Raw genomic sequence first — 14,276 nt, 5'->3', positions numbered from 1 at the left:
CCCCGGTATCCTTCGGCTGTCACCACCCACCCATCCAGAGCCGAAGGGCAACCCCGTGAGCGCCATTCGCCCGGCAGCCGTCGTCGTTCTTGCAGCGGGTGAGGGCACCCGTATGAAGTCGGCCACACCGAAGGTCCTGCACGAGATCTGCGGTCGTTCCCTGGTGGGTCATGTGCTCGCCGCCGCCCGCGAGTTGGACCCCGCGAACCTGGTCGTCGTCGTGGGTCACGCCCGTGAGCAGGTCACCGCGCACCTGACCGAGGTCGACCCGGGCGTGCGGACTGCCGTGCAGGCGCAGCAGAACGGGACCGGTCACGCCGTGCGGATGGGGCTGGAGGAGCTGGGCGGGGCCGTGGACGGGACCGTGGTCGTCGTCTGCGGGGACACGCCCCTCTTGACCGGCGAGACGCTCACCCGGCTCGCCGCCACTCACCAGGCGGACGGCAACGCCGTGACTGTCCTCACGGCCGAGGTGCCCGACGCCACCGGTTACGGCCGTATCGTCCGCGACGACGCGACCGGTGCCGTGACGGCGATCGTCGAGCACAAGGATGCCACCGACGCCCAGCGGTCGATCCGGGAGATCAACAGCGGGGTGTTCGCCTTTGACGGGCAGTTGCTGGCGGACGCGCTGAAGAAGGTGCGGACGGACAACAGTCAGGGCGAGGAGTACCTGACGGACGTGCTCGGGATTCTGCGGGAGGCCGGGCATCGGGTGGGTGCGTCGGTCGCGGGTGACCACCGGGAGATCGCCGGTATCAACAACCGCGTGCAGCTCGCCGAGGCCCGTCGCATTCTCAACGACCGCCTGCTGACGCGCGCGATGCTCGACGGAGTGAGCATCGTCGACCCGGCGACGACCTGGGTGGATGTGACCGTCTCCTTCGAGCAGGACGCCATCGTGCACCCGAACACGCAGCTCACCGGTTCGACGCACATCGGTGAGGGTGCCGAGGTCGGGCCGAACAGCCGGCTGAAGGACACCCGGGTGGGTGCGGGGGCGCGGGTGGACAACACGGTGTCGGACGGGGCGCGGATCGGTGACCTGGCGTCCGTGGGGCCGTATGCGTATCTGCGTCCTGGTACCCGTCTGGGGCTGAAGTCCAAGATCGGTACGTACGTGGAGACGAAGAACTCGTCCATCGGTGAGGGGACGAAGGTTCCGCACCTGTCGTATGTGGGTGATGCGACGATCGGCGACTTCACGAACATCGGTGCCGCGAGTGTGTTCGTGAACTACGACGGTGAGAGCAAGCACCACACGACCGTGGGGTCGCATTGCAAGACGGGTTCGGACAACATGTTTGTGGCTCCTGTCACGGTCGGGGACGGTGCGTACACCGCTGCCGGGTCCGTGATCACGAAGGATGTGCCGCCCGGTTCGCTGGCCGTGGCCCGTGGTCAGCAGCGGAATATCGAGGGCTGGGTGGCTCGGAAGCGTCCTGGGAGTGCGGCTGCGAAGGCGGCCGAGGCGGCGTCCCGGCGGGGCGAGGGCGAGGACTGACCGGAAACGGGTGCGTCAAACACGGCGTACCGTGATAAGTGCACATCCGCACGAGTGCATACCTGCTGCTGAGACACCTCTGAGGAGACAGTGCTGTGACCGGGATCAAGACGACCGGCGAGAAGAAGTTGATGTTCTTCTCCGGCCGCGCCCACCCCGAGCTTGCCGAGGAGGTCGCCCAGCAGTTGGGTGTCGGGGTCGTCCCGACGAAGGCCTTCGACTTCGCGAACGGTGAGATCTACGTCCGTTACCAGGAGTCGGCTCGTGGTGCGGACTGCTTTGTGATCCAGAGCCACACGGCTCCGATCAACCAGTGGATCATGGAGCAGCTGATCATGATCGACGCGCTGAAGCGTGCGTCGGCGCGTTCCATCACGGTGATTGTGCCGTTCTACGGTTACGCGCGGCAGGACAAGAAGCACCGGGGTCGTGAACCGATTTCGGCGCGTCTGATCGCCGATCTGATGAAGACGGCGGGTGCGGACCGGATTCTGACCGTGGATCTGCACACGGATCAGATCCAGGGCTTCTTCGACGGGCCCGTCGACCACCTGTTCGCGCTGCCGCTGCTGGCGGACTACGTGGGCGACAAGGTGGACCGGGAGAAGCTGACGGTGGTGTCGCCGGACGCGGGTCGTGTGCGGGTGGCGGACCGGTGGTGTGACCGGCTGGGGGCGCCGCTGGCGATCGTGCACAAGCGCCGTGACAAGGACGTGGCGAACCAGGTGACCGTCCACGAGGTCGTGGGTGAGGTCAAGGGCCGGGTGTGTGTCCTGGTCGACGACATGATCGACACGGGTGGCACGATCTGTGCGGCTGCGGACGCGCTGTTCGCGCACGGTGCGGAGGATGTCATCGTGACGGCGACGCACGGTGTGCTCTCCGGTCCTGCCGCGGACCGGCTGAAGAACTCGCGGGTGAGTGAGTTCGTGTTCACGAACACGCTGCCGACGCCGTCGGAGCTGGGCCGGGATCTGGACAAGATCACGGTGTTGTCGATCGCTCCGACGATTGCGAGTGCGGTGCGTGAGGTGTTCGAGGACGGGTCGGTGACCAGCCTCTTCGACGAGCAGTGAGGTTTCTGCGGGCCTGCTCCGCGGGCTAGCTGAAGATCCTTTTGGGTGCGGCCTCCCTTGCCGAGTAGACTGCTGCAGTTGCTCGGCGAGGGAGGCCGTACCTGTTTCCGCGGGTATCGGTGGTCCGTTATCGACGCGCTCTTCGTAGCAGGCCGTTCGTGGCCGGGTGACCCGTCCGTTCGCGATTCCTACGAGGAGTGATCCATATGTCCGAGGTGAAGCTCGCCGCCGAGACGCGCACCGAGTTCGGCAAGGGTGCCGCCCGTCGCATCCGCCGTGACAACAAGGTGCCCGTCGTTCTGTACGGTCACGGTTCCGACCCGCTGCACCTGACCCTGCCGGGCCACGACCTGCTGATGGCGCTGCGTACGCCGAACGTCCTGATCTCCCTGGACATCGACGGCAAGACCAACGAGCTGGCGATCCCGAAGGCCGTGCAGCGCGACCCGCTGAAGGGCTTCCTGGAGCACGTCGACCTGCTGCTGGTCAAGCGTGGCGAGAAGGTCACGGTCGAGGTTCCGGTGCACGCCGAGGGCGAGCTGGCCCCGGGTGGCAACCTGCTCGAGCACGTGCTGAACGCGCTGCCGGTCGAGGCCGAGGCCACGCACATCCCCGAGGCCGTCACGGTCTCCGTCGAGGGTCTGGAGGCCGGTGCCTCCGTCCACGCCAAGGACATCACCCTGCCGTCCGGCGTGACCCTGGCCGTCGAGGAGGACGCGGTCGTCCTGCAGGTCCTGCAGGCGCAGGTCGAGGAGGCCGTCGAGGGCGAGGAGACCGAGGCCGCCGAAGAGACCGCCGAGGCCTAAGCTTCGATACGGCAGCCGTATCCACAGCGGTAGCTGTTTCGCTCCAGCCGCTGCTTCCCTCGAGGGGGAGCAGCGGCTGTTGCACGTGAGGAGAGTTGGACGTGACCACCCCCGCAAGCGCCCCCTGGCTCGTCGTCGGGCTCGGCAATCCCGGGCCGGAGTACGCCATGAACCGGCACAACGTCGGGTTCATGGTGGTGGATCTGCTCGCGGAGCGGATCGGGGGGAAGTTCAAGCGGGCGGGCAAGGCGCAGGCGCAGGTGCTGGAGGGGCGGATCGGTCCGGTCGGGCCGGCGAACCGGCGGGTGATCCTGGCCAAGCCGATGTCGTTCATGAACCTGTCCGGTGGTCCGGTGAACGCGCTGCGGGACTTCTACAAGGTGCCGGTGGCGAACATCGTGGCGGTCCATGACGAGCTGGACATCGACTACGGCACGCTGCGGCTGAAGCTGGGCGGTGGCGACAACGGGCACAACGGTCTGAAGTCGATGACGAAGGCCATGGGCGCGGACTACCACCGGGTGCGGTTCGGGATCGGGCGTCCTCCGGGCCGTATGCAGGTGGCCGACTTCGTGCTGAAGGACTTCTCGTCCGCCGAGCGCAAGGAGCTGGACTATTTCGTGGACCGTGCGGCGGACGCGGTGGAGTGTCTGGTGACGGAGGGGCTGGAGCGGGCGCAGAGCGCGTACAACTCCTGAGCGTGCGAGGCCGTCGTACAACTCCTGACTTGTCCGGCCATGGTGCCCGCGGGAGTTGACCGGTCGCAGGCGTATGGCCAATGATCCCGGCCATGCCTGCCACAGCAACCGCCTCTCGTCAGGCCTCGGTGACCGCGCTGCGCTTCGGGCGGGTCACCGCCATGGGTGCGATCGCCGCGCTGATCCTGTTCGCCGGGGTGTGGGGTTCCTGGGGGACCGCGCAGCACGTGATGCTGACGAAGGGCCGCGAGCGCGGCACGATCGAGGTGACCCGGTGCGACGGGGACACGTGCAGGGGCCCGTTCACGCCGGTGTCCGAGGGGGCGAGGGCACGCCGGAGCGTGGAGATCGCGAACTCGGTCGCGGTGCGCAAGGGGCTGACGTACGCGGTGGTGGTGAAGCCGGGGACCGATGAGGTGGTGCGGTCGGGGCCGGCGGGAATCCTGTACGCCTGGATTCCGCTGGGTGGTGCGTTGCTGCTGGCGTCGGTGGTCGTGGCGGGTGGTCTGCGGCTGACCCGTGCCGCGTGGGTGCTGGCGGGGTCGGGGATCGTGCTGCTGACAACGGCTTTCGTGACCTTGTGAGGGGCGTGGGCGTTCTTCACGTCTGTGGGGGGCCTGTGTGTTGTCTGTTCGTGATTGACCGGCGGCCTGGCGGGGCCGGAAGCTGAACCGCCCCCTCCACATCTTCCCCGTTCGCCACTCGAAGATGGACCAGCCTCATGCGTACCCCCTTCCGCGCCGGCGCGCTGATCGCCGGTGTTTCGGCGGCGCTGCTGTGCGCCCCCACCGCTCACGCGACTGCTCCCGGTGACAACGGCACCGTCAAGATCCACGATGCCCGCACCGGCGAGGAGCTGCGCCGCAACGAGCCGCACGTCTGCACGTTCTACCTGGACGCCTTCGGCTTCGACGGCGTCCAGCAGGTCGCCTGGCACATCGAGGCCTGGGCCCCTACGGCCGCCACCAAGGGTGAGACCGTGAAGTCCGGTGCCCTCACCCTGGACGTGGACGGTCACGGCCGCACCGAGGACCTGTCGCTGCCGGACGGTCACTACAAGCTGTTCTGGAACTTCGCGGGCGAGAAGGGCGCGGCCAAGCACAAGGTGTTCTGGACGGACTGCGCCGGCTCGCAGGGCGGCGGGGGAGGTGCGCCGGCCCCGTCCGGTTCGGCGTCGCCGTCGTCGTCCGGTACGACGGCTGGGGCGTCCTCGGCGCCGTCGGGGACGCCGTCGTCGGCTCCGTCCTCCTCTCCCTCCGCGCAGGGCGCCGGCGGTGACCTCGCCGAGACCGGTAACGGTGCCCCGGTGGGCCTGCTGTCTGCCGCCGCTGCCGCGCTGGTCGGTGCGGGCGGCTACCTGGTGGCCCGGCGCCGCAGGGCCCGGCAGGGCTGAGGCAGCCGTACACATGAGGGTGCCCCCGGGGTCGTACGGACCTCGGGGGCACCCTCGTTGCGGCGTGGCCGTCAGCCGGTGTTGCGCAGGCCTGCTGCCACACCGTTGACGGTAAGGAGCAGGGCGCGGGAGAGCAGCGGGTCGGGCTCGGCGCCGGCGGCAGCGGCATCGCGCTGGCGCTTGAGCAGGGTGACCTGGAGGTAGGAGATCGGGTCCAGGTAGGCGTCGCGGATGGTGAAGGTCTGGCGGAGTGCGGGCTGGGCGTCGAGGAGTTCGCTCTCGCCGGTGACGCGCAGGACCTCGCGGACGGTGAGTTCGTGCTCGGCCTTGATGGTGTCGAACACGTGCTTGAGGTCGTCGGGGACGAGGGTGTCGACGTAGTGCTGGGCGATCCGCAGGTCCGTCTTGGCGAGGGTCATCTCGACGTTGGACATGAAGTTGCGGAAGAAGTGCCACTGCTCGTGCATCTCGTCGAGCACGGTGTCCCCTTCATGCCGCAGGCCCGCCTCGCGGAGAGCCTTGAGGCCGGAGCCGACGCCGAACCAGCCGGGGACGATCTGCCGGGACTGGGTCCAGCCGAACACCCACGGGATGGCGCGCAGTCCGTCGAGTCCGGCGCCCGAGTCGGGACGCCGTGACGGCCTCGACCCCAGGTGCAGGTCGGCGAGCTGGTCCACGGGCGTGGAGGCGAAGAAGTACGCGGGCAGGTCGGGGTCCTCGACCAGCTTGCGGTACGCGGCGTGGGCGGCGTCGGAGACGACGTCCATGGCGGCGTCCCAGCGGGCGAGGGCCTCGTCGGACTGGCGGGGGGCGGTGTGCAGGGCGGAGGCCTGCAGGGTGGCCGCGACGGTCAGTTCGAGGTTCTCCCGGGCCAGGGACGGGATGAGGTACTTGTCGGAGATGACCTCGCCCTGCTCGGTGACCTTGATCTCGCCCTCCAGGGTGCCCCAGGGCTGGGCGAGGATGGCGTCGTGGGAGGGGCCGCCGCCGCGGCCGACGGTGCCGCCGCGGCCGTGGAACAACCGCAGCCGCACTCCGTAGCGGTGCGCCACGTCGCGCAGTCGGCGCTGCGCGCGGTGGATCTCCCACTGCGACGTGGTGATGCCGCCGAACTTGGAGGAGTCGGAGTAGCCGAGCATGACCTCCTGGACGTCGCCGCGCAGCGCGACCAGGCGCCGGTAGGACGGGTCGGAGAGCATGTCCTCGAGGATCGTGTCGGCGGCGCGCAGCTCGTCGGTGGTCTCCAGGAGCGGGACGATGCCGATCTTGGCCCAGCCGGCGTGCAGGTCGACGAGTCCGGCTTCGCGGGCGAGGACGGCGGCGGCGAAGACGTCGTCGGCGCCCTGGCACATGGAGATGATGTAGGACTCGATGACCTCGGGTCCGAAGACCTCGAGGGCGCGCTTGACGGTCTCGAAGACGCCGAGGGTCTTGGCGCCGGCCGCGTCGACGGGGGCCGGGGTGGGCGCGAGCGGGCGGCGGGAGCGCAGCTCCTTCGCGAGGAGCTTGGCCCGGTAGTCGCGGGGCATGTCGGCGTAGCGCCAGGACTCCTCGCCGAGGCGGTCGAAGAGCTGGCCGAGGGCGTGGTGGTGGGCGTCCGCGTGTTCGCGTACGTCCATGGTGGCGAGCTGGAGGCCGAAGGCGGCCAGGGTGCGGATGGTGCGGTTGAGGCGGCCGTCGGCGAAGAGGGCACCGCGGTGTTCGCGCAGGGAGGCCTGGATGATCCGCAGGTCCTTGAGCAGCTCGCCGGTGCCGAGGTAGTCGCGGCCGTCCTCGTGCGGGATGCCCTTGGCGAGGCGCTGCTTGGTGTTCTCCAGCTTCTGCCGGATGCAGGTGGCCTTGAGCCGGTAGGGCTCCTCGGCGTTGAGGCGCTTGTAGCGGGGGCTGATCTCGGGGAGGCGTTCGAGGTCTTCGCGCAGGGACTCCAGCAGCTCTGGCGTCGCTCCGGCGTAGCGGATGGAGTTGGAGAGCAGGCCGCGCAGTTCGTCGATCATCTCCAGGGCGTCGTTGATGCCGTGTTCGTGCTGGAGGATGAGGACGTCCCAGGTGACCTGGGGGGTGACGTTGGGGTTGCCGTCGCGGTCGCCGCCGATCCAGGTGCCGAAGGTGAGGGGGCGGGTGTCGTCGGGGAGCTTGACGCCGACGCGCTCGAGTTCGGCGGTGAGGTCTTCGAGGACGTCGCCGACGGCGTCGGCGTGCAGCTCGTCCAGGTAGTAGATGGCGTTGCGGGCCTCGTCGGCGGGTTCGGGGCGGACGACGCGGAGCTCGTCGGTCTGCCAGACGAGGTCGATGTTCTCGGCGAGGCGGACGTCGTGGCGGCGGCGGTCGGAGTCGAGGACGGGGGTGTCCAGGAGTGCGGCGATGCGCCGGAGCTTGTTGAGGACCGACCGGCGTGCGGCCTCGGTGGGGTGTGCCGTGAACACCGGGCGAACGTTGAGGTGCTCGACGGTCTGCCTCAGGTGCTCGGGGTCGGCGTCCTTGAGGCGGTCGGCGGTGCGGGCGAGCAGGCCGCCCTCGGCGGCGCGCCTGGCGCGCAGCTCGCGTCCGCGGTGTACCTGTTCGGTGACGTTGGCCAGGTGGAAGTAGGTGGAGAAGGCGCGGACCAGCTGGGCGGCGGTCTGCAGTTCGGTGCCGCGCAGCAGCTCGGCGGCGGCCTCGCCGTCCTCGCGGGTGAGGCGGCGGACCTTCTCGACCAGTTCGAGGAGTTCGGGGCCTTCCTGCCGGACGAGGGTCTCGCCCAGGAGGTCGCCCAGGCGCCGGATGTCGGCGCGCAGCTCGCTGCTGGTCGTGGTGGTCTGGTCGTCGGCACTGCTCACAGGTGCGGCTCCTTGCAGTGTTGAAGCTCGTCTGGGAGGGAACCCGGGGCATCGATCCACCACGCGGCGGGTGCCGCATACGGGCCGGAGCGTCCGGGAAGGATTCAGAGCGGACCGCGCTGTCCGACCGAGTCCCAGGATAGGTGTCCGTGGGGACGCGCAGGGTCTGGGGCTCTTGCCGCGGCACGACACGCTGCCATACTTACGTCGCCGTAGGTTACGGAACCGTAGGGAAGCACCGCCTGAGTCCCGCCCGGTCCCGGCGGCCCGGCACCTGCCCCGACCCTCGAACCCCACAAGGGGACACGCATGACCTCACGTTCCGATGTGATCGAAGAATCCCGTACGGCCGACGACACTCCCCTCTCCTCCGCCACGCTGGGCGGCGAGCAGAAGCGTTCGATCGAGCAGATCACGCTGCTCCTGTTCATCATCGTGCCGTTCCTGGCACTGGTGGCGGCCGTGCCGCTGGCCTGGGGCTGGGGGGTGAGCTGGCTCGACCTGAGCCTGCTGGTGTTCTTCTACTACCTGGGGTGCCACGGCATCACGATCGGTTTCCACCGGTACTTCACCCATGGTTCGTTCAAGGCCAGGCGGCCCCTGCGGATCGCGCTCGCGATCATGGGGTCGCTGGCGGTCGAGGGCCCGCTGGTGCGCTGGGTGGCCGATCACCGCAAGCATCACAAGTTCTCCGACGCGGAGGGCGACCCGCACTCGCCGTGGCGGTTCGGCGAGACGGTCCCGGCGCTGATCAAGGGCCTGTGGTGGGCGCACATCGGCTGGATGTTCGACGAGGAGCAGACGCCGCAGGACAAGTACGCACCGGATCTGATCAAGGATCCGGCGATCCGGGCGATCTCGCGTCAGTTCATCGTGTGGACGGCCGTGTCACTGCTGCTGCCGCCGCTGGTCGGCGGTCTCGTGACGATGTCCTGGACGGGCGCGTTCACCGCGTTCTTCTGGGGTTCACTCGTCCGCGTGGCGCTGCTGCACCATGTGACGTGGTCGATCAACTCGATCTGCCACGCGGTGGGCAAGCGGCCGTTCAAGTCGCGGGACCGCTCGGGCAACGTGTGGTGGCTGGCGGTGCTGTCCTGCGGGGAGTCCTGGCACAACCTGCACCACGCCGACCCGACCTCGGCGCGGCACGGGGTGGAGCGCGGGCAGATCGACTCCTCCGCGCGGATCATCCGCTGGTTCGAGATGTTCGGCTGGGCGTACGACGTGCGCTGGCCGTCACGCTCGCGTATCGATTCGCGCCGTAACACCGGGGAAGGCGACTCTCGGCGCCGGAAGGAGGCGGCGAACGCGGCATGATTGACGCCGTGGCGACCGATCCCAGCAGCAATCCCGGCAATGACAAGCAGCGGCGGACCCGCCGTACCCGTATGACCGGTGCGGAGCGCCGCCAGCAGCTGCTGGAGATCGGTCGCACCCTCTTCGCGGCGAAGGGCTTCGAGGGCACCTCGGTGGAGGAGATCGCGGCGAAGGCCGGGGTGTCCAAGCCGGTGGTGTACGAGCACTTCGGCGGCAAGGAGGGCCTGTACGCGGTGGTGGTCGACCGCGAGATGCGCCGCCTGCTGGACATGGTGACCAGCTCTCTCACGGCCGGCCACCCCCGCGAACTGTGCGAACAGGCGGCCTTCGCCCTCCTCGACTACATCGAGGAGTACACGGACGGCTTCCGCATCCTGGTCCGCGACTCCCCCATCCCCCAGTCCACGGGCTCCTTCGCCTCGCTGATCTCGGACATCGCCACCCAGGTGGAGGACATCCTGGGCCGCGAGTTCAAGAGCCGGGGCTTCGACCCGAAGCTGGCCCCGCTGTACGCGCAGGCCCTGGTCGGCATGGTCGCGCTGACGGGTCAGTGGTGGCTGGACGTACGCCGCCCGAAGAAGGCGGAGGTCGCAGCGCACCTGGTGAACCTGGCGTGGCACGGTCTGGACGGGTTGGAGCAGAAGCCTCGGTTGATAGGGCACCGGAAGAGCTGAACCGGCCAGCGGTACGCGTGATCTTGCGGGAGCATGCCGTCGTGACCGAGATCGAGATCAACGCAGCCGGGCCCCGCCTCGAAGAACTGGTCCGCCGCGTGGCGTACGACGGTGAGACCATCGCCCTCACCGACCATGGGCACGTCGCAGCTCTCCTCGTATCACCACGCGTCATCGAGGACTTCGAAGACACCCTGGCGCTGGCCGAGTACCAGCGGCGCAAGGCAGAGGGCACGCTCGAACCGGGCATCCCGCACGCGGAAGTCAAGCGCATGTTGGGGCTGCAACCGTGAGCGTGCACATCATCCGGCTCCGTGGGGCCGCGCACTGCGGCCGTTCGGGACTCCTTCGGGATACCCCGGTCGGTGTGGTGCAGTCCTCGTCACCCACCTGCAGCTCCCCCTCCGACCCGGGCGGAGCCGCCAGCTGGACGTGGTCGACGGCGACCAGCATGCTCATGCCCCCTTCACGGCCACCGCGAACAGCCTGCGGAACGGCAGGACCGTGCCGTACGGCGCGGTCGGGTAGGCCTCGCGGAGCAGGTCGCGGTATTCGGTGAGGAACGCGTCGCGGGCCTCGGGGTCGTCGGCGAGGGCGGTCAGGGCGGGGCGCAGGCCGGTGCCCTTGACCCAGTCCAGGACCGGGTCCTCGCCGGCCAGGACGTGGAAGTACGTCGTCTGCCATACGTCGCTGTCGCAGCCGAGGCGGGCCAGCCGGTCCAGGTACACCCCGGGTGCGTGCACGGAGTCCGTGTGCCGCAGGACCTCGGCGAGGCGGGACTTCCAGCGGGGCGTGGCGGCCAGGTCACGCATCAGGGCGTGCAGCGGGGCGTCGATGTTGTCCGGGACCTGGAAGGCGAAGGTGCCGCCGGGCTTGAGGGCGGCGATCCAGTCGGCGAAGCGGTCGGCGTGGCCCGGCACCCAGTGCAGGGTGGCGTTGGAGACGATCAGGTCGTACGGCTCCTCGGGCATCCAGACGCGGGCATCGGCGTGGGCGAAGTCCAGGCGGCCGCCGCCGGGCGTGGTGCCCTCGTGGTCGACGTGCGCCTTGTCGAGCATCTCGGGCGAGTTGTCGTAGCCGGTGATGTGCGCGGTCGGCCAGCGTGCGGCGAGCAGGGCGGTGACGTTGCCGGGGCCGCAGCCGAGGTCGGCGATGCGCGGACGCCCTGCGGGCGGTTCCGCCGGGAGGGCGGGGATGCGGGCGACCAGGTCGGCGAAGGGGCGGGCGCGGTGGCCGGCGTGGCGGAGGTACTGGGCGGGGTCCCAGGTGGGCGTCGTCATGTATCCACTGTCCCGCCTCGATTATCTTGATGTCAAGAGACTCGAGATCAAGAGACTTCATGTCGACACAACCACTACACTGATCTCCATGGAGGACGAGGTCGATCGGCTGGTCGCAGCGTGGCGCCGGGAGCGTCCGGACCTCGACGTGGAGCCGCTGGAAGTGCTCAGCCGGGTGAGCAGACTGGCCCGGCACCTGGACCGCGCACGTCGGCTCGCCTTTTCCGAGCACCAGCTCGAACCCTGGGAGTTCGACGTGCTGACCGCGCTCAGGCGCGCGGGAACGCCGTACCAGCTCTCCCCCGGGCAGCTGCTGACACAGACCCTGGTCACCTCGGGCACGATGACCAACCGGATCGACCGGCTCGCGAAGAAGCGCCTGGTGGAGCGGCTGCCCGACCCGAGCGACCGGCGGGGCGTGCTGGTGCGGCTCACCGACACGGGCCGGGATCGCGCGGACCAGGCGCTGGCGGGCCTGCTGGACCAGGAGCGGGCGATCCTCGCCGAGCTGTCCCGCGCCCAGCGCGCCGAACTCGCCGGTCTGCTACGCCAGTTGACCGCCCCGTTCGACAACATCCCCGGCTAGGGGCAGGTCGACCGGACCCACCCCGGCCCGGCGGGCCAGTGCCACCGCGGCCAGCGTGGAGTGGACGCCCAGCTTGCCGAGGACGTTCTGCATGTGGGTGCGCACCGTGTGCGGGGAGAGGAACAGCCGTTCGGCGACGGCCTTGCGGCCCAGGCCCGCGACCATGCAGCGCAGCACCTCCCGCTCGCGCGGGGTCAGCGACTCCACCAGCCGCTCGCTCTCGGTGCGGTGCTTGCGCGCGGCCGTCAGCTCCTTGAGGACGCCGGTGAGCAGGGCCGGCGGCAGATGGGTCTCGTCGCGCAGCACACCCCGTATCACCGTCAGCAGCCGGGACAGCGAGCAGTCCTTGGCGACCCAGCCGGAGGCGCCGGCCTGCAGCGCGAGGGCCGCGCGGCGGGGGTCGTCCTTCTCGGCGAGGACCACCGTCCGCACCGCGGGCTGCGCCGAGCGGACGCCCGCGACCAGCGAGATCCCGTCGACCAGCCCCTCCTCGTTGCCCTCCTGCACGGGCACCGCCGGGCGTATGCCGGGCAGGTTGCCGCCCAGGTCGGCGTCGACGAGCAGCACGTCGTAACGTCGGCCCTCGGCGGCCGCGCGCTCCAGGCAGCGCAGCGCCGCCGGGCCGCTGCCCGCGGCAAAGACGTCGACGTCGGGCTCGGCGGCCAGTGCCGCGGCCAGCGACTCGGCGAAGATGCGGTGGTCGTCCACGACCAGGACTCGGATACGAACCACGAAACCCCCTTCCCCAGGCTCCGCGCGGAGCAGGGGACATCCAAGGTCCGGAGAACGACGACCCGCGCGGGCACGACACCAACGGAAGGAACGCCGACCGCACGGCCGCCGCCGTTGCGGAAACTGCTACCCCCACCGCAGGCGCCGTACCCGCCTGTCTCGCCCCCTGATCAGCACCGGCCCCCACCGGTGCTGCTCATCAGAGTACGGATGGGAGCCAGGAGCGGAAGCCGATTTACAGAACTGGCCGTCCGGCACGTTTATCGTGTGCCGCATGTTTCGTATTGAGGCGGAAGTCGACAAAGCCCGACGTGATCTGCTCCGCTCCCGGCTGCGGGACACCAACACGGCGGCGTCCCCGGTGCTGGCGGCCCTGCGCGGCACGCCCGGCGAGCGCGAAGCGCCCCTCCACGTCTGGGCCATGGACGGCTCCGGCGAACTGGCCGGCGGCCTGGTCGGCCACACCTGGACGACCTGGCTGCACGTCACCTACCTGTGGGTCGACGGCCGTCACCGCGGCGCGGGTGTCGGCGGCCGCCTCCTCGCCGAAGCCGAACGCGTCGCCCACACCGACCGCGGCTGCACGGGCTCCCGCCTGGAGACGTGGGACTTCCAGGCCCCGGAGTTCTACCGGAAGCAGGGCTACGAGGTGGTCTGCGTGATCCCCGACTACCCGCCGGGGATCACGGAGTTCACACTGACGAAGCGGCTGGGGTGAACACGCGCGCCTACGACTCCTGAGCGAGCCCCATGTCCTTGGCGCTGTAGCGGGGGAGATCGGTGGTGTCGATCGTCCAGGTGCCGAGTTCGGTGGAGACGGTGACCGGCTTGCCGTACGGGAGGTGGAGCCGGTTCTCGTAGGCAGGCCTGCCCTCGGACCTGCCGATGCCCCATTGGTAGGTCCACGTGCCGTCGCGCGGGTCGAGGATCAGGTAGTGGGGGATGCCCATGGCGGGGTAGTCGCGGGTCTTGACCTCGTAGTCGTTCTCGGGGTTCGACGGCGAGACGATCTCGATCGCGAGGAGGATCTCGTGAGGGTCGAGCGGATCGTCGGTCTGCATGGCCTCGCTGGAGCAGACCAGGATGTCCGGGATGCGCAGTTTACCGAGACCCTCGTCGTCCGTGTCGGTCGCCTCGAACGCAAAGTATCCGTCCGGAAGCTGTTCATCGAGATTCCGCGACACCAGCTTCGACGTGAACTGGTGGCGAGGCCGCGGGCTCATCATCATCACAAGCTGTCCGTCACTGATCTCGGGCCAGGCAAAACCCGGCGGCGGAGTGATGCGATCACGGCGGTCCCGCAACCGCCGGTACAGGGTCTGCTGAGTCATGGGTCCTCCCGCCTCTCAGTATGACGGCGGCGATCCGCCGCTTGCGGGGGATCCGGCACGCAT

At 69.4% G+C, this 14,276-nt stretch carries 15 protein-coding genes; 11 read left to right on the top strand and 4 right to left on the bottom strand.

From position 1 onward, the window contains the following. Positions 1-55 precede the first annotated feature (55 nt). The 6 genes from glmU (at position 56) to ACZ5DS_RS39440 (ending at position 5,477) form a co-directional block, all read left to right on the top strand. Positions 56-1,504, top strand: coding sequence for a bifunctional UDP-N-acetylglucosamine diphosphorylase/glucosamine-1-phosphate N-acetyltransferase GlmU (gene glmU, locus ACZ5DS_RS39465; protein WP_468248523.1), 1,449 nt, complete (start codon positions 56-58; stop codon positions 1,502-1,504). Positions 1,505-1,599: 95 nt separating this feature from the next. Continuing rightward, positions 1,600-2,580: a ribose-phosphate diphosphokinase gene (locus tag ACZ5DS_RS39460; RefSeq protein ID WP_468248521.1), complete on the top strand. Its 981-nt coding sequence runs from the start codon at positions 1,600-1,602 to the stop codon at positions 2,578-2,580. A gap of 206 nt (positions 2,581-2,786) precedes the next feature. Then, on the top strand, positions 2,787-3,386 hold the full coding sequence (locus tag ACZ5DS_RS39455) for a 50S ribosomal protein L25/general stress protein Ctc (RefSeq protein ID WP_468248519.1): 600 nt from the start codon (positions 2,787-2,789) through the stop codon (positions 3,384-3,386). Positions 3,387-3,481: 95 nt separating this feature from the next. Beyond that, the gene (pth, locus tag ACZ5DS_RS39450; RefSeq protein ID WP_468248516.1) at positions 3,482-4,084 is read left to right on the top strand and encodes an aminoacyl-tRNA hydrolase; all 603 of its coding nucleotides are present in this window, start codon (positions 3,482-3,484) and stop codon (positions 4,082-4,084) included. 80 nt (positions 4,085-4,164) lie between these two features. Further along, a complete protein-coding gene (locus ACZ5DS_RS39445) occupies positions 4,165-4,668 on the top strand; it encodes a hypothetical protein (protein WP_468248515.1) in 504 nt (167 codons plus the stop codon). Between the two features lie 137 nt (positions 4,669-4,805). Then, complete coding sequence (locus ACZ5DS_RS39440) at positions 4,806-5,477, top strand: LPXTG cell wall anchor domain-containing protein (RefSeq protein WP_468248513.1); 672 nt, start codon at positions 4,806-4,808, stop codon at positions 5,475-5,477. 71 nt (positions 5,478-5,548) lie between these two features. On the opposite strand, the gene ppc is transcribed toward ACZ5DS_RS39440, so the two are convergent. Next, complete coding sequence (ppc, locus tag ACZ5DS_RS39435; RefSeq protein ID WP_468248510.1) at positions 5,549-8,293, bottom strand: phosphoenolpyruvate carboxylase; 2,745 nt, start codon at positions 8,291-8,293, stop codon at positions 5,549-5,551. Between the two features lie 309 nt (positions 8,294-8,602). On the opposite strand from ppc, the gene ACZ5DS_RS39430 reads away from it, so the two are divergent. From ACZ5DS_RS39430 to ACZ5DS_RS39420, 3 genes are read left to right on the top strand one after another with little or no spacing between them, the layout of a single operon-like run. Further along, positions 8,603-9,610 (top strand): acyl-CoA desaturase, encoded by a 1,008-nt coding sequence (locus ACZ5DS_RS39430; RefSeq protein ID WP_468248508.1) that lies wholly within the window; start codon positions 8,603-8,605, stop codon positions 9,608-9,610. After that, positions 9,607-10,284, top strand: a complete 678-nt coding sequence (locus tag ACZ5DS_RS39425) for a TetR/AcrR family transcriptional regulator (RefSeq protein ID WP_358641792.1) — start codon at positions 9,607-9,609, stop codon at positions 10,282-10,284. The genes ACZ5DS_RS39430 and ACZ5DS_RS39425 overlap by 4 nt, the downstream gene beginning before the upstream one ends. Before the next feature lie 41 nt (positions 10,285-10,325). Continuing rightward, positions 10,326-10,577, top strand: coding sequence for a type II toxin-antitoxin system prevent-host-death family antitoxin (locus ACZ5DS_RS39420; RefSeq protein ID WP_468248505.1), 252 nt, complete (start codon positions 10,326-10,328; stop codon positions 10,575-10,577). 162 nt (positions 10,578-10,739) lie between these two features. Here the strand turns inward: ACZ5DS_RS39420 and ACZ5DS_RS39415 are convergent, their stop codons facing one another. After that, positions 10,740-11,564, bottom strand: a complete 825-nt coding sequence (locus ACZ5DS_RS39415) for a trans-aconitate 2-methyltransferase (protein WP_468248503.1) — start codon at positions 11,562-11,564, stop codon at positions 10,740-10,742. An 88-nt stretch (positions 11,565-11,652) separates the two neighbouring features. Between ACZ5DS_RS39415 and tamR the strand changes: the two genes are divergently transcribed. After that, positions 11,653-12,150 (top strand): MarR family transcriptional regulator TamR, encoded by a 498-nt coding sequence (gene tamR / locus ACZ5DS_RS39410; protein ID WP_468248501.1) that lies wholly within the window; start codon positions 11,653-11,655, stop codon positions 12,148-12,150. On the opposite strand, the gene ACZ5DS_RS39405 is transcribed toward tamR, so the two are convergent. Continuing rightward, on the bottom strand, positions 12,109-12,882 hold the full coding sequence (locus tag ACZ5DS_RS39405; protein WP_468248499.1) for a LuxR C-terminal-related transcriptional regulator: 774 nt from the start codon (positions 12,880-12,882) through the stop codon (positions 12,109-12,111). The two genes, tamR and ACZ5DS_RS39405, sit on opposite strands and share 42 nt — an antisense overlap. Before the next feature lie 274 nt (positions 12,883-13,156). Between ACZ5DS_RS39405 and ACZ5DS_RS39400 the strand changes: the two genes are divergently transcribed. Next, entirely contained in the window at positions 13,157-13,600 is a 444-nt protein-coding gene (locus ACZ5DS_RS39400) for a GNAT family N-acetyltransferase (RefSeq protein WP_468248496.1), read from the top strand. 10 nt (positions 13,601-13,610) lie between these two features. Here the strand turns inward: ACZ5DS_RS39400 and ACZ5DS_RS39395 are convergent, their stop codons facing one another. Beyond that, positions 13,611-14,213 (bottom strand): Uma2 family endonuclease, encoded by a 603-nt coding sequence (locus ACZ5DS_RS39395; protein ID WP_468248494.1) that lies wholly within the window; start codon positions 14,211-14,213, stop codon positions 13,611-13,613. Positions 14,214-14,276: the final 63 nt, after the last annotated feature.

It is taken from the genome of Streptomyces sp. NPDC031100 (assembly GCF_055570785.1).
The sequence above is the reverse complement of the archived record's forward strand: the minus strand, read 5'-3'. Positions and strand labels throughout refer to the sequence as shown.

What these genes read in the sequence shown, in the direction of transcription:
- ACZ5DS_RS39445 (WP_468248515.1), top strand. Translation starts at nt 4,165, where the DNA reads ATGATCCCGGCCATGCCTGCCACAGCAACCGCCTCTCGTCAGGCCTCG.
- ACZ5DS_RS39415 (WP_468248503.1), bottom strand. Translation starts at nt 11,564, where the DNA reads ATGACGACGCCCACCTGGGACCCCGCCCAGTACCTCCGCCACGCCGGC.
- ACZ5DS_RS39440 (WP_468248513.1), top strand. Translation starts at nt 4,806, where the DNA reads ATGCGTACCCCCTTCCGCGCCGGCGCGCTGATCGCCGGTGTTTCGGCG.
- ACZ5DS_RS39400 (WP_468248496.1), top strand. Translation starts at nt 13,157, where the DNA reads ATGTTTCGTATTGAGGCGGAAGTCGACAAAGCCCGACGTGATCTGCTC.
- ACZ5DS_RS39425 (WP_358641792.1), top strand. Translation starts at nt 9,607, where the DNA reads ATGATTGACGCCGTGGCGACCGATCCCAGCAGCAATCCCGGCAATGAC.
- ACZ5DS_RS39430 (WP_468248508.1), top strand. Translation starts at nt 8,603, where the DNA reads ATGACCTCACGTTCCGATGTGATCGAAGAATCCCGTACGGCCGACGAC.
- ACZ5DS_RS39395 (WP_468248494.1), bottom strand. Translation starts at nt 14,213, where the DNA reads ATGACTCAGCAGACCCTGTACCGGCGGTTGCGGGACCGCCGTGATCGC.
- tamR (WP_468248501.1), top strand. Translation starts at nt 11,653, where the DNA reads ATGGAGGACGAGGTCGATCGGCTGGTCGCAGCGTGGCGCCGGGAGCGT.
- ACZ5DS_RS39455 (WP_468248519.1), top strand. Translation starts at nt 2,787, where the DNA reads ATGTCCGAGGTGAAGCTCGCCGCCGAGACGCGCACCGAGTTCGGCAAG.